The organism is Klebsiella electrica (assembly GCF_006711645.1).
Lineage (GTDB): Bacteria > Pseudomonadota > Gammaproteobacteria > Enterobacterales > Enterobacteriaceae > Klebsiella > Klebsiella electrica.
In genome coordinates this window covers 4,487,673-4,501,640 of sequence record NZ_CP041247.1, presented here as the reverse complement: position 1 = coordinate 4,501,640, position 13,968 = coordinate 4,487,673, and the positions used below count along the sequence as shown (strand labels likewise).

General features: G+C 55.7%; 12 protein-coding genes. 9 read left to right on the top strand and 3 right to left on the bottom strand.

What is annotated here, in order from left to right; genetic code table 11:
• The 3 genes from thrB to Electrica_RS21455 all read left to right on the top strand — a co-directional run bounded on the left by thrB (position 1) and on the right by Electrica_RS21455 (position 2,727).
• Complete coding sequence (thrB, locus tag Electrica_RS21465; protein ID WP_131049531.1) at positions 1-930, top strand: homoserine kinase; 930 nt, start codon at positions 1-3, stop codon at positions 928-930.
• Positions 931-933: 3 nt separating this feature from the next.
• Entirely contained in the window at positions 934-2,220 is a 1,287-nt protein-coding gene (thrC, locus tag Electrica_RS21460; protein WP_100682628.1) for a threonine synthase, read from the top strand.
• Between the two features lie 225 nt (positions 2,221-2,445).
• A complete protein-coding gene (locus Electrica_RS21455; protein ID WP_100682627.1) occupies positions 2,446-2,727 on the top strand; it encodes a DUF2502 domain-containing protein in 282 nt (93 codons plus the stop codon).
• A gap of 41 nt (positions 2,728-2,768) precedes the next feature.
• Here Electrica_RS21455 and yaaA read toward each other — a convergent pair whose 3' ends face one another.
• Together yaaA and Electrica_RS21445 are read right to left on the bottom strand one after the other, a co-directional pair.
• Positions 2,769-3,545 (bottom strand): peroxide stress protein YaaA, encoded by a 777-nt coding sequence (gene yaaA / locus Electrica_RS21450; RefSeq protein ID WP_141965346.1) that lies wholly within the window; start codon positions 3,543-3,545, stop codon positions 2,769-2,771.
• 77 nt (positions 3,546-3,622) lie between these two features.
• Positions 3,623-5,053 carry an alanine/glycine:cation symporter family protein gene (locus tag Electrica_RS21445; RefSeq protein WP_141965345.1) on the bottom strand — a complete coding sequence of 477 codons (1,431 nt, stop codon included), beginning with the start codon at positions 5,051-5,053 and terminating at the stop codon, positions 3,623-3,625.
• Between the two features lie 203 nt (positions 5,054-5,256).
• On the opposite strand from Electrica_RS21445, the gene tal reads away from it, so the two are divergent.
• From tal to Electrica_RS21430, 3 genes are all read left to right on the top strand, one after another.
• Positions 5,257-6,210: a transaldolase gene (gene tal / locus Electrica_RS21440; protein WP_141965344.1), complete on the top strand. Its 954-nt coding sequence runs from the start codon at positions 5,257-5,259 to the stop codon at positions 6,208-6,210.
• 110 nt (positions 6,211-6,320) lie between these two features.
• A complete protein-coding gene (mog, locus tag Electrica_RS21435) occupies positions 6,321-6,908 on the top strand; it encodes a molybdopterin adenylyltransferase (RefSeq protein ID WP_100682623.1) in 588 nt (195 codons plus the stop codon).
• 120 nt (positions 6,909-7,028) lie between these two features.
• Positions 7,029-8,339, top strand: a complete 1,311-nt coding sequence (locus Electrica_RS21430) for an MFS transporter (protein ID WP_100682622.1) — start codon at positions 7,029-7,031, stop codon at positions 8,337-8,339.
• 47 nt (positions 8,340-8,386) lie between these two features.
• Here Electrica_RS21430 and satP read toward each other — a convergent pair whose 3' ends face one another.
• Entirely contained in the window at positions 8,387-8,953 is a 567-nt protein-coding gene (satP, locus tag Electrica_RS21425; RefSeq protein WP_100682621.1) for an acetate uptake transporter, read from the bottom strand.
• A 440-nt stretch (positions 8,954-9,393) separates the two neighbouring features.
• Between satP and dnaK the strand changes: the two genes are divergently transcribed.
• The 3 genes from dnaK to nhaA all read left to right on the top strand — a co-directional run bounded on the left by dnaK (position 9,394) and on the right by nhaA (position 13,929).
• A complete protein-coding gene (gene dnaK, locus Electrica_RS21420; protein ID WP_004857708.1) occupies positions 9,394-11,310 on the top strand; it encodes a molecular chaperone DnaK in 1,917 nt (638 codons plus the stop codon).
• 87 nt (positions 11,311-11,397) lie between these two features.
• Positions 11,398-12,531 (top strand): molecular chaperone DnaJ, encoded by a 1,134-nt coding sequence (gene dnaJ, locus Electrica_RS21415; protein ID WP_100682620.1) that lies wholly within the window; start codon positions 11,398-11,400, stop codon positions 12,529-12,531.
• 222 nt (positions 12,532-12,753) lie between these two features.
• Entirely contained in the window at positions 12,754-13,929 is a 1,176-nt protein-coding gene (nhaA, locus tag Electrica_RS21410) for a Na+/H+ antiporter NhaA (protein WP_141965343.1), read from the top strand.
• The last annotated feature ends 39 nt before the right edge of the window (positions 13,930-13,968 follow it).

Below are 13,968 nucleotides of genomic sequence, written 5' to 3'. Positions count from 1 at the left end.
ATGGTCAAAGTATATGCCCCGGCTTCCAGTGCCAATATGAGCGTCGGGTTTGATGTGCTGGGCGCGGCGGTGACGCCGGTTGATGGCACTTTGCTGGGAGACAACGTTTCGGTTGCGGCGGCGGACAGCTTCAGCCTGCAAAACGTCGGCCGCTTTGCCAGCAAGCTGCCCTCTGCGCCGCAGGAGAACATTGTTTACCAGTGCTGGGAGCGTTTTTGCCAGGAGATCGGCAAAAAAGTTCCGGTGTCGATGGTGCTGGAAAAAAACATGCCGATTGGTTCTGGCCTCGGCTCCAGCGCCTGCTCTGTCGTCGCCGCGCTGGTGGCGATGAATGAATTCTGCGGTAAGCCTCTGAATGAGACGCGTATGCTGGCGCTGATGGGGGAGATGGAAGGGCGTATTTCCGGCAGTATCCACTATGACAACGTCGCGCCTTGTTACCTGGGCGGCATGCAGCTGATGATTGAAGAGAATGGCATTATCAGCCAGCAGGTACCGGGGTTTGACGAATGGCTGTGGGTGCTGGCTTATCCGGGCATTAAAGTGTCGACGGCGGAAGCACGTGCCATCCTCCCGGCGCAGTATCGCCGCCAGGACTGTATCGCTCACGGTCGTCACCTGGCGGGCTTTATTCATGCCTGCTACACCCGCCAGCCGCAGCTGGCAGCGAAATTGATGAAAGATGTGATTGCCGAACCGTATCGCACTAAACTGCTGCCGGGCTTCAGTGAAGCGCGTCAGGCGACGATGGAGATCGGTGCGCAGGCGTGCGGTATCTCTGGCTCCGGCCCGACGCTGTTTGCCCTGTGCGATAAGCCGGAAACCGCGCAGCGCGTTGCGGACTGGCTGGGCACGCATTATCTGCAGAATCAGGAAGGCTTCGTTCATATTTGCCGGCTGGATACGGCGGGCGCACGAGTAGTGGGATAACCAATGAAACTCTATAATTTAAAAGATCATAACGAACAGGTCAGCTTTGCGCAGGCCGTTACGCAGGGGCTTGGCAAGCAACAGGGGCTGTTCTTTCCGCACGATCTGCCGGAATTTAGCCTGACTGAAATTGACGACATGCTGGAGATGGATTTGGCCTCCCGCAGCGCCAGAATTCTGTCGGCTTTTATTGGCGACGAGATCCCGCAGGAGATCCTCAAAGAGCGTATCGCCGCCGCTTTCACCTTCCCGGCTCCGGTCAGTAAGGTGCAGGATGATGTCGGCTGTCTGGAGCTGTTCCACGGCCCGACGCTGGCGTTTAAGGATTTCGGCGGTCGCTTTATGGCGCAGATGCTGACCCACATTGCCGGCGATAAACCGGTGACGATTCTGACCGCTACCTCCGGTGATACCGGCGCGGCGGTTGCACATGCGTTTTACGGCCTGCCGAATGTCAAAGTCGTTATTCTGTATCCGCGCGGCAAGATCAGCCCGCTGCAGGAAAAACTGTTCTGCACCCTGGGCGGCAACATTGAAACCGTGGCGATAGATGGCGATTTCGATGCCTGCCAGGCGCTGGTGAAACAGGCCTTTGACGATGAAGAGCTGAAGGTCGCTCTGGGCCTGAACTCCGCGAACTCCATCAATATCAGCCGTCTGCTGGCGCAGATTTGCTACTACTTCGAAGCGGTGGCCCAACTGCCGCAGGAAGCCCGCAACCAGCTGGTCATTTCCGTGCCGAGCGGTAACTTTGGCGATCTGACCGCTGGTCTGCTGGCGAAGTCTTTAGGTCTGCCGATTAAGCGCTTTATTGCCGCCACCAACGCCAATGACACCGTGCCGCGCTTCCTGCAGGACGGCAACTGGGCGCCGAAAGCGACTCAGGCGACGCTGTCTAACGCCATGGACGTCAGCCAGCCGAACAACTGGCCGCGCGTGGAAGAGCTGTTCCGTCGCAAAGTCTGGCGCCTGAACGAGCTGGGCTATGCGGCCGTCGACGATGAAACCACCAAACAGGCGATGCGTGAGCTGAAAGCCATTGGCTACACCTCAGAGCCGCATGCGGCTATCGCCTGGCGCGCGCTGCGCGACCAGCTGCAGCCGGGCGAATACGGTCTGTTCCTCGGTACCGCGCACCCGGCGAAGTTCAAGGAGAGCGTAGAAGAGATCCTCCAGCAGACGCTGCCGCTGCCGAAAGAGCTGGCCGATCGCGCCGACCTGCCGCTGCTGTCGCATAATCTGCCGGCGGATTTCGCCGCGCTGCGCCAACTGATGATGGGCAAAGCATAAGGGCCTTTTATCGCCGTATGATGTTCTCAGGCCGGGCCTTTGCGCCCGGCTTTTTTATTGGTGAAAATGGAGAAACTATGCAGAAAAAAAGCAGGGAAAATGGGTGAATGACCAATAAATGCCAGGCATCAGAGATTAGGATTGCGGAGAATAACCCGCGCTGTCGCTCAGGGGTAATCTTTGATTATCGCCCCCATGCGGGGACTGTTAATGAAGGGGAAACCGATGTCAACGCTGAAGTCTGTGATCCTTGCGCTTTCGATGTCGCTGGTGGCTCCCGCTGTGGTTCACGCATCGGAGATCACGCTGGTGCCGGCAGTCAAACTGCAAATTGGCGATCGCGACAATTACGGTAACTACTGGGACGGCGGCCGCTGGCGCGACCACGAATGGTGGGGTCGTCATTACGACTGGCGCGATAACCACTGGCGCGCGCATGACGAGCATCGCCATGATCATCATGATGACCGCGATCGTGGCCCGGATCGTGACTGGCGCCATCACTAAGTCTTCCGTCCCGGTCGCCGTGAGGGCGGCCGGGAAGGGGATTAGCGTTCGTGGCGTTTAAAGACCATCTCATCTTTCTTGTCGGAGGCTTCGGCGTCGAAGAAATAGCCTTCGCTGTTGAAGCGGGTTAGCTGTTCAGGCCGGGTTAAACGGTTCTCAATGATATAACGGCTCATTAACCCGCGCGCCTTTTTGGCATAGAAACTGATCACTTTAAACTGGCCGTTTTTCTCATCGAGGAACACGGGCTTAATGATTTTACCTTGTAACTGTTTTGTCTTCACCGAGCGGAAGTATTCATCAGAAGCCAGGTTAATCACGATATCGTCTCCCTGAGCCTTCAGCGCCTGGTTCAGTTTATCGGTAATCACCTCTCCCCAGAACTGGTAGAGATCTTTGCCTTTGCTATTCTCCAGCTTAATGCCCATTTCCAGACGATAGGGTTGCATCAGATCCAGCGGACGCAGCACGCCGTAGAGGCCGGAAAGCATACGCAAATGCTGCTGGGCAAAATCGAAATCGTCTTCGCTGAGGGTTTCCGCCTGCAGTCCGGTATAAACGTCGCCTTTAAACGCCAGAATGGCCTGGCGCGCATTTTGCGGCGTGAAGTCCGGGTGCCAGTCATGAAAGCGGGTGGCGTTCAGGTCTGCCAGCTTATCGCTGATGCTCATCAATTTGCCGATCTGCGGCGCTGAGAGCCGACGCGCGACGCCGATCAGCTCCTGGGAATATTCCAGCAGTTCAGGCTGGCTGTAGCGTGCTGTGGCCAGCGGACTTTGGTAGTCGAGTGTTTTGGCAGGTGAAATAAGAATCAGCATATCCGGTCCTTGCAGGGGATTTTCCGTGACTTTAACAAAAAAAGAGCGCGCTGGGATCGATAGCTGCGATTGCCGCGTTATTCACGCGGCAGCTCATCCCAGGCTCCAGGTGCCAGCTGCTGGTTAATTTCCGGGTAGCGCGTGGCGTCAAACGTCGGCCTCACGCCCAGCCGCCGCTGGCTAAGATAATCAGTGGCCAGAATCCGCACCGTAGGCGACAGCAGTAAAATGGCGGTCAGGTTAGTGATGGCCATCAGCGCCATGATGGTATCCGCCAGCTGCCAGACAACCGGCAAACCGATCAGCGCGCCGGTGATGACCATCACCAGGGTGAGGATCCGCAGCGCCCAGATATACCGGGGGCCATTAATACGCAGAAATATCAGGTTATTTTCAGCATAGATGTAGTTTGCGACGATAGAGCTGAAGGCGAAGAGCAGCACGATGATCGCCACGAATCCCGCCCCCCAGCTGCCAACCAGCGAGGTCATGGCATGCTGAATATTCTGGATGCCATTCGCGGCATCTTCCGCATCGTCTTGTGGCGCCAGCATGATAATGACCGCGCTGGCGGTACAGATGACGATGGTATCGATGAGGACGCCAATCATTTGCACGATCCCCTGCGCCGCCGGGTGCGGGGGCCAGGAAGCCGCTGCCGCCGCGGCGTTAGGGGTTGACCCCATTCCCGCTTCATTTGAGAACATGCCGCGCTGAAAACCGCTGGTGATTGCCTGGCTGATGGTATAGCCCACTGCGCCGGCGGCGGCTTCCTGCCAGCCGAACGCACTGCGGAAAATGGCCTCGAAAATGGCCGGCAGTGCCGTAATGTGCCAGAGGCCAATCAGCAGGCTGGTGGCTATCCAAAGCAGAGCCATCAGCGGCACAATCCACTGCATTAACTTCGCCACGCTCCGCAACCCTCGGACGATAACCAGCAGGGTCATCAGCGCCAGCGCGCAGCCGGTCACAATGGCGGGAAGGTTAAAGGCATAGGCCATCGCGTGCGCGATGGAGTTGGCCTGCACGGTGTTGAAAATCACTCCATAGGCCAGCAGGAGCAGGATAGAAAACACGATGCCCATCCAGCGCATGCCCAGACCCCGGGACATGTACCAGGCCGGGCCTCCGCGGAATTGCCCGTGGGCATCGCGCTCTTTGTAGAGCTGGGCAAGAGAACATTCGGCAAAGCTGCTGGCCATGCCGAGCAGCGCGGAAACCCACATCCAGAAGACGGCACCGGGCCCGCCGGCAGAGATAGCCAGCGCGACGCCAACCAGGTTGCCGCTGCCCACGCGCGCCGCGAGGCTGGTGCACAGGGCCTGGAAAGAGGTTAAGCCGCCGGGCTGGGGCTGGAGGCTTTTTTTTAGACTTTTCCCAAACTGGCGAACATAACGAAACTGAATGAATTTTGTTCGCCAGGTAAACCAGATGCCGGCGCCCAGTAACAGATAAATCATGACTGAGCCCCAGAGTATTTCATTGATAAAAGAGAAAAAATCAGGCATTAACCGTCCTCTTGTCCATGCCGGAACGCTAGTGTAAGCGCTACCAATTCAGTGACAATCCCTTAGCATTCAGCGAATTAATTCATCGAGTTTATCACACTCTGCGGTCTTGCATGGTCCACAGTTGCGCTGAACATGCAGCGTGTTATCATCTTGGAAGACCGGTTACATCCCCTTAACTGCTGTTTAAGAGAAACACTATCATGACGGATAAATTGACTTCTCTGCGTCAGTACACCACTGTCGTAGCTGATACCGGAGATATTGCGGCAATGAAGCTGTATCAGCCTCAGGATGCCACGACTAACCCTTCTTTGATTCTCGGCGCGGCTCAGATTCCTGAGTACCGCAAGCTGATTGATGACGCTGTCGAGTGGGCCCGCGGCCAGAGCAGCGATCGCGCTCAGCAGATTATCGATGCTTCCGATAAGCTGGCAGTGAACATTGGTCTCGAAATTCTTAAGCTGATTCCTGGCCGTATTTCGACCGAAGTTGATGCGCGCCTCTCCTACGACACCCAGGCATCTATCGCCAAAGCGAAACGCATCATCAAACTGTATAACGATGCGGGCATCGGCAACGATCGCATTCTGATTAAACTGGCTTCAACCTGGCAGGGTATTTGCGCCGCCGAGCAGCTGGAAAAAGAAGGCATCAACTGTAACCTGACTCTGCTGTTCTCCTTCGCCCAGGCTCGCGCTTGTGCTGAAGCGGGCGTCTTCCTGATCTCTCCGTTCGTTGGCCGCATCCTCGACTGGTACAAAGCGAACACCGACAAGAAAGAGTACGCGCCGGCTGAAGATCCGGGCGTCGTTTCCGTCAGTGAAATCTATGAGTACTACAAGCAGCACGGTTACGAAACTGTCGTGATGGGCGCAAGCTTCCGTAACGTCGGTGAAATCCTTGAACTGGCTGGCTGTGACCGCCTGACTATCGCTCCGACCCTGCTGAAAGAGCTGGCGGAAAGCGAAGGGGCTATCGAACGTAAACTGGCGTTCAGCGGCGAAGTGAAAGCGCGTCCGGAACGCATCACCGAAGCTCAGTTCCTGTGGCAGCACAACCAGGATCCGATGGCGGTAGACAAACTGGCGGAAGGTATCCGTAAGTTTGCGATCGACCAGGAAAAACTGGAAAAAATGATCGGCGACCTGCTGTAATCATTTGGGCGTGGCCGGGTTCCCGGTCACGCTACTTCTCCTGAACCCTGTCTGTATTGCCTTCCAGCGTGTATCATTCCGTCTAATTGTACTGTCTGAACGGAATAACGATGAATACCTTACGAATCGGCTTAGTTTCCATCTCCGATCGCGCCTCCAGCGGCGTTTATCAGGATAAAGGCATCCCGGCACTTGAAGAGTGGCTGGCGCGTGCGCTGACGACTCCCTTTGAGCTCGAGACCCGTCTGATCCCTGACGAACAGGGGATTATCGAACAAACGCTGTGTGAACTGGTTGACGAGATGGCCTGCCATCTGGTGTTAACTACCGGCGGCACCGGTCCTGCCCGACGCGACGTGACGCCGGATGCAACCCTGGCCATCGCCGACCGTGTGATGCCGGGTTTTGGCGAGCAAATGCGTCAGGTCAGCTTACACTTCGTTCCGACGGCTATCCTTTCTCGTCAGGTTGGCGTTATCCGCAAGCAGGCGCTGATTTTGAATCTGCCGGGCCAGCCGAAAGCCATTCAGGAAACCCTTGAAGGCGTTAAAGATGCTGACGGCAAGGTCCTGGTGCACGGGATCTTCGCGAGTGTACCTTATTGTGTACAGTTGCTTGAAGGGCCTTATGTCGAGACTGCGCCGGAAGTGGTAGCGGCTTTTCGTCCAAAAAGCGCGAGACGCGAAACTTTATCCTGAATTTGATACTTTCCTGACATAACCTGCATTGTCGGTGGTGTGCTGTTTTATTTACGATATAGTGTTTTTTACTTTACACATTGCGTTATAGCACTTACACCTCTGGATGAATAGCTCGTTATGTCACAACATACCCGACCTCTGAATCGACAAGATTATAAAACGCTGACGCTGGCCGCCCTTGGCGGCGCGCTGGAGTTTTATGATTTCATTATCTTTGTCTTCTTCGCCGCCGTCGTTGGCGACCTGTTCTTCCCGGCGGACATCCCGGAATGGCTGCGTCAGGTGCAGACCTTCGGCATCTTTGCTGCGGGCTATCTGGCGCGTCCATTGGGCGGCATCATCATGGCCCACTTCGGCGATCTGGTCGGGCGCAAGAAGATGTTCACCCTGAGCATTCTGCTGATGGCCCTGCCGACGCTGGCGATTGGCCTGCTGCCGACCTACGCATCAATAGGTCTTGTCGCGCCGCTGCTGCTGTTGCTGATGCGCATTCTGCAGGGGGCGGCTATCGGAGGAGAAGTTCCCGGCGCCTGGGTTTTTGTCGCCGAACACGTGCCGGAAAAACGCATTGGTATCGCCTGCGGCACTCTCACTGCCGGCCTGACGGTTGGCATTCTGCTGGGCTCGGTGGTCGCGACGCTGATCAATACCAGCCTGACGCCGCAGGGGATCCTCGACGGCGGCTGGCGTATTCCCTTCCTGTTAGGCGGCGTATTTGGCCTGGTAGCCATGTATTTGCGTCGTTGGCTGCAGGAGACGCCGATATTTCTCGAAATGCAGCAGCGTAAGGCGCTAGCGCAGGAGCTGCCGGTCAAATCGGTGGTGCTGAAGCACCAGAAAGCAGTGGTAGTTTCCATGTTGCTGACCTGGCTGTTATCCGCCGGCATAGTGGTGGTTATCCTGATGTCGCCGGTCTGGCTACAAAAACACTACGGTTTTGCCCCGGCAACGACCCTGCAGGCCAACAGCATTGCCACCATTATGCTGTGCATCGGCTGTCTGCTGGCAGGGCTGGCGGCGGATCGTTTTGGCGCCAGCCGCACGTTCATCGTCGGCAGCGTGCTGCTGGCGGTCTCCAGCTGGGCGTTCTATCACCTTTCCGGCAGCAGTCCCGGGCAGCTGTTCCTGCTGTATGGTGCGGTGGGGTTGTGCGTCGGGGTCGTGGGCGCCGTGCCTTACGTCATGGTGCGCGCTTTCCCGGCAGAAGTTCGCTTTACCGGCATTTCCTTCTCGTACAACGTCTCTTACGCCATTTTTGGCGGCCTGACGCCGATTGCCGTGACTATGCTCATGGGGGTTTCGCCGATGGCTCCGGCGTGGTACGTGCTGGCGCTTTCATTGCTGGGGCTGGGATTAGGGATCTGGCTGCGCCAGGGGATGAACCGCGAGGTGGCCGCCGCAGAGGGGGAATTGCAGCGCTTGCCGTAACGTTCCGCAAGCAATCCCCTCGTCCGTCAGAACGAGGGGATTGTTGATCAATGCGGTGCGCCGATCGGCAGTACGGTGCGACCAAACTGTTCGTTCAGTACTTCACCCATCGCCAGATAAATAGCGCTACCGCCGCAGACTAAACCAATCCAGCCCGCGATTTTCACCAGACCTTCGTTATCGGCGAGGTGGCCGATTGCCAGCAGCGCAAACAGGACGGTCAAACTGAGGAACACGAATTGCAACATTCGTGCGGCTTTCAGGGTGCCGAAGAACATAAACAACGTGAAGACTCCCCACAGACCGAGGTACATGCCGAGGAAGTGCGCATCAGGCTTTTCCGCCAGGCCCATTTTCGGCATGAGAAGAATAGCGACCAACGTCAGCCAGAAGGCGCCGTAGGACGTAAAAGCGGTTAAACCAAAGGTATTACCTTTTTTAAATTCCAGCAGGCCTGCGAAAATCTGCGCAATGCCGCCGTAAAAAATGCCCATCGCCAGGATAGCTACATCAAACGCGAACAGGCCGCTATTTGCCAGGTTAAGCAGAATAGTGGTCATGCCGAAGCCCATAAGGCCCAGCGGTGCCGGATTAGCCAACTTAGTGTTGCCCATAATTCCTCAGAATAATGATTAGAAAGGGAAGCATTACCCCACCACTCGTGGACGGGGCGCGGCATCATAATGAGGCGCAGGGTAACTGTCTATGATCTGGCGAGGTATTTTTCGCCAATTTACGCAGGCGAGGAGAGATGGTGTGCGTTCGCTACCGGTAAACGGGGACGCAAGCGCCCGGCGGGACAGGTGTTATCGATAAAAGCCGCTTTATTACCGGTTTATTCAGTCGGCCTTCCTTATTTCTCCCTTTATCCGGCAAGAAAGTGAAAAATTTTTTTGCTTGCCCCCTTGAGGAAGCGATGGGCGACCCCATCTTGTAGTCAACCGCAGTGAATGAACCTGAAAAAAATGATGTCTGGGCAGTTGAAACCATCGGTTTCGCCCTTATTACAGGTTCACAACCACATGTTGATCGAATTTTTAGTGGAGACGTTTAGATGGGTAAAATTATTGGTATCGACCTGGGTACTACCAACTCTTGTGTAGCGATTATGGATGGCACTACTGCACGTGTGCTGGAGAACGCCGAAGGCGATCGCACCACGCCTTCTATCATTGCTTATACCCAGGATGGTGAAACTCTGGTTGGTCAGCCGGCTAAACGTCAGGCAGTGACAAACCCGCAAAACACCCTGTTTGCGATTAAACGCCTGATTGGTCGCCGCTTCCAGGACGAAGAAGTTCAGCGTGACGTATCCATCATGCCGTACAAAATCATCGGCGCCGACAACGGCGACGCATGGCTTGATGTGAAAGGTCAGAAAATGGCACCGCCGCAGATTTCTGCTGAAGTGCTGAAAAAAATGAAGAAAACGGCGGAAGATTACCTGGGTGAGCCGGTAACTGAAGCGGTTATCACCGTACCTGCATACTTCAACGATGCTCAGCGTCAGGCAACGAAAGATGCCGGCCGTATCGCAGGTCTGGAAGTCAAACGTATCATCAACGAACCGACCGCCGCTGCGCTGGCTTACGGTCTGGATAAAGAAGTCGGCAACCGTACTATCGCGGTTTACGACCTCGGTGGTGGTACCTTCGATATCTCGATTATCGAAATCGACGAAGTTGACGGCGAAAAAACCTTCGAAGTTCTGGCAACCAACGGTGATACCCACCTGGGTGGTGAAGACTTCGACAGCCGTATGATCAACTACCTCGTTGATGAGTTTAAGAAAGATCAGGGCATTGACCTGCGTAACGATCCGCTGGCCATGCAGCGCCTGAAAGAAGCGGCTGAAAAAGCGAAAATCGAGCTTTCTTCCGCTCAGCAGACCGACGTGAACCTGCCGTACATCACCGCAGATGCCACCGGTCCGAAACATATGAACATCAAAGTGACGCGTGCGAAACTGGAAAGCCTGGTTGAAGATCTGGTTAACCGTTCTATCGAGCCGCTGAAAGTTGCGCTGCAGGACGCTGGCCTGTCGGTATCTGACATCCAGGACGTTATCCTGGTCGGCGGTCAGACCCGTATGCCAATGGTGCAGAAGAAAGTGGCTGAGTTCTTTGGTAAAGAGCCGCGTAAAGACGTTAACCCGGATGAAGCTGTAGCGATCGGTGCTGCGGTTCAGGGCGGTGTACTGACTGGTGAAGTTAAAGACGTTCTGCTGCTGGACGTTACCCCGCTGTCGCTGGGTATCGAAACCATGGGCGGCGTGATGACGGCGCTGATCAACAAAAACACCACAATCCCGACCAAACACAGCCAGGTGTTCTCTACTGCAGAAGACAACCAGTCTGCGGTGACCATCCACGTGATTCAGGGCGAGCGTAAACGCGCCTCCGATAACAAATCACTGGGTCAGTTCAACCTGGATGGGATTAACCCGGCGCCGCGCGGTATGCCGCAGATCGAAGTCACCTTCGACATCGATGCTGATGGTATCCTGCACGTGTCCGCGAAAGACAAAAACAGCGGTAAAGAGCAGAAAATCACCATTAAAGCGTCTTCCGGTCTGAACGAAGAAGAAATCGCCAAAATGGTCCGCGATGCGGAAGCGAACGCTGAATCTGACCGTAAGTTCGAAGAACTGGTTCAGACCCGCAACCAGGGCGACCATCTGCTGCACAGCACGCGTAAGCAGGTTGAAGAAGCAGGCGACAAACTGCCGGCTGACGACAAGACTGCCATCGAGTCTGCGCTGACCGCACTGGAAACGTCGCTGAAAGGTGAAGACAAAGCGGATATCGAAGCGAAAATGCAGGCGCTGGCCCAGGCTTCCCAGAAGCTGATGGAAATCGCTCAGCAGCAGCATGCTCAGCAACAGGCTGGCGGCGCTGAAGCTTCCGAAAGCAACGCGAAAGACGACGATGTCGTTGACGCCGAGTTTGAAGAAGTGAAAGACAAAAAATAATCGCCCTTTGAACGGGTAAAACACTGGCACGGGCGAAGAGGTTTCCTCTCCGCCCGTGCACGCATGTTAAGGGGCTGAAAAACACCAATGGCAAAGCAAGATTATTACGAGATTTTGGGCGTTTCCAAAACAGCGGAAGAGCGTGAAATCAAAAAGGCTTACAAGCGCCTGGCGATGAAATACCACCCGGACCGTAACCAGGGTGATAAAGAAGCCGAAGCGAAGTTTAAAGAAATTAAAGAAGCGTATGAAATCCTGACTGATGACCAGAAGCGTGCGGCCTACGATCAGTACGGCCACGCTGCCTTTGAACAAGGTGGCATGGGCGGCGGCGGTGGTTTTGGCGGCGGCGCTGATTTCAGCGATATCTTTGGCGATGTGTTTGGCGATATCTTCGGCGGCGGTCGTGGCCGTCAGCGCGCGGCGCGCGGCGCTGACCTGCGCTACAACATGGACCTGACGCTGGAAGAAGCCGTTCGCGGCGTGACCAAAGAGATTCGCATTCCGACGCTGGAAGAGTGTGACGTCTGCCACGGTAGCGGTGCGAAAGCCGGTAGCAAACCGCAAACCTGTCCAACCTGTCACGGTGCCGGTCAGGTGCAGATGCGCCAGGGTTTCTTCGCCGTTCAGCAAACCTGTCCGCATTGCCAGGGACGCGGTACGCTGATTAAAGATCCGTGCAACAAATGCCACGGTCACGGTCGCGTCGAGAAGACCAAAACTCTGTCGGTCAAAATTCCGGCGGGCGTGGATACTGGCGATCGTATTCGTCTGTCAGGCGAAGGCGAAGCGGGCGAGCACGGCGCTCCGGCGGGCGATCTGTACGTTCAGGTCCAGGTTAAGCAGCACGCTATCTTTGAGCGTGAAGGCAACAACCTGTACTGCGAAGTGCCGATCAACTTCACTATGGCTGCCCTCGGCGGCGAGATTGAAGTCCCGACGCTGGATGGCCGCGTCAATCTGAAAGTGCCTGGCGAAACGCAGACCGGTAAGCTGTTCCGCATGCGTGGCAAAGGCGTGAAATCCGTACGCGGCGGCGCGCAGGGCGATCTGCTGTGCCGGGTGGTGGTTGAAACGCCGGTAGGACTTAATGAAAAACAGAAACAGCTGCTGAAGGAGCTTCAGGAAAGTTTTGGCGGCCCGACGGGTGAGAAAAACAGCCCGCGCTCTAAAAGTTTCTTTGATGGCGTGAAGAAATTCTTCGACGACCTGACGCGCTAATCTCCTGCGATTCTGAAAAGCCACTTTATTGTTAAAGTGGCTTTTTTGTTTCCAGCCGCTATCTGTTAATGATGGCTGAATCCCTCCGGTCAGCGTCGCGCTTTACTGTCAGCCTTATATCGTAAAAACCGAGTAATAATGCAATAATAATCTTATTTTTTCGAAGTGTTATGGCGGCTAGAATAGTTTCATCGATGAATTAGGCTTACAGAGAGAGTAACAGTGAAACATCTGCAGCGTTTTTTTAGTAGCGATGCTTCAGGAGGCATTATCCTCATTTTCGCGGCCGCGTTGGCTATGGTATTGGCTAATACTGGCGTGACCAGCGGTCTTTACCATTCCTTTCTGGACACCCCCGTTCAGCTGCGTGTTGGCGCGTTAGAAATCAATAAGAACATACTGCTGTGGATTAACGATGCGCTGATGGCGGTCTTCTTCTTGCTGATTGGCCTCGAAGTAAAGCGCGAGATGATTCAGGGGGCGCTGGCCAGCCGTCGTCAGGCCGTTTTCCCGGTGCTGGCCGCCTTAGGTGGGATGATTGTCCCGGCGCTGATCTATCTGGCGTTCAATGCTCAGGATCCGATCACCCGCGAGGGGTGGGCGATTCCGGCGGCGACCGATATCGCCTTTGCCCTGGGAGTGCTGGCGCTGCTGGGCAGCCGCGTGCCGCCAGCTCTGAAAATCTTTCTGATGGCGCTGGCGATTATCGACGACCTGGGCGCCATTATCATCATTGCCCTGTTTTATACCAGCGACCTTTCCATATTGTCGCTGGGCGTGGCGGCAGGGGCGATGGCCGTGCTGGTCGCGCTCAATCTTTGCGGCGTCCGACGCACCGGTATCTATATCCTGGTCGGCGCGGTGCTATGGATTGCGGTGTTGAAATCCGGGGTGCATGCGACCTTAGCCGGGGTGATTGTTGGCTTTATTATCCCGCTGAAGGAGCAGGGCGGTAAATCCCCGGCTAAGCAGCTTGAGCATGTCCTGCATCCGTGGGTGGCTTACCTGATTCTGCCGCTTTTCGCCTTCGCTAACGCCGGCGTGTCGCTGCAAGGGGTGACGATTGAAGGGCTGACGTCACTGCTGCCGCTGGGGATTATCGCCGGGCTGTTTGTCGGCAAGCCGCTGGGTATCAGCCTGTTCTGCTGGCTGGCGTTAAAACTGAAATGGGCATCGCTGCCGGAAGGGACGACCAGCAAGCAGATTATGGCGGTCGGCATTCTGTGTGGGATTGGCTTCACGATGTCGATTTTCATCGCCAGTCTGGCCTTCAGCAGCGTTAATCCTGGCTTAATCAACTGGGCTAAGCTTGGCATTCTGACCGGCTCGGTACTGTCAGCCATCAGCGGATATCTGCTGCTACGCAAGCGCATAACGGTTCCCGCCCACCTGGCGTAATACTTTCGGAGAGCCGGCAGAGGTTCTCCAGGACATTAT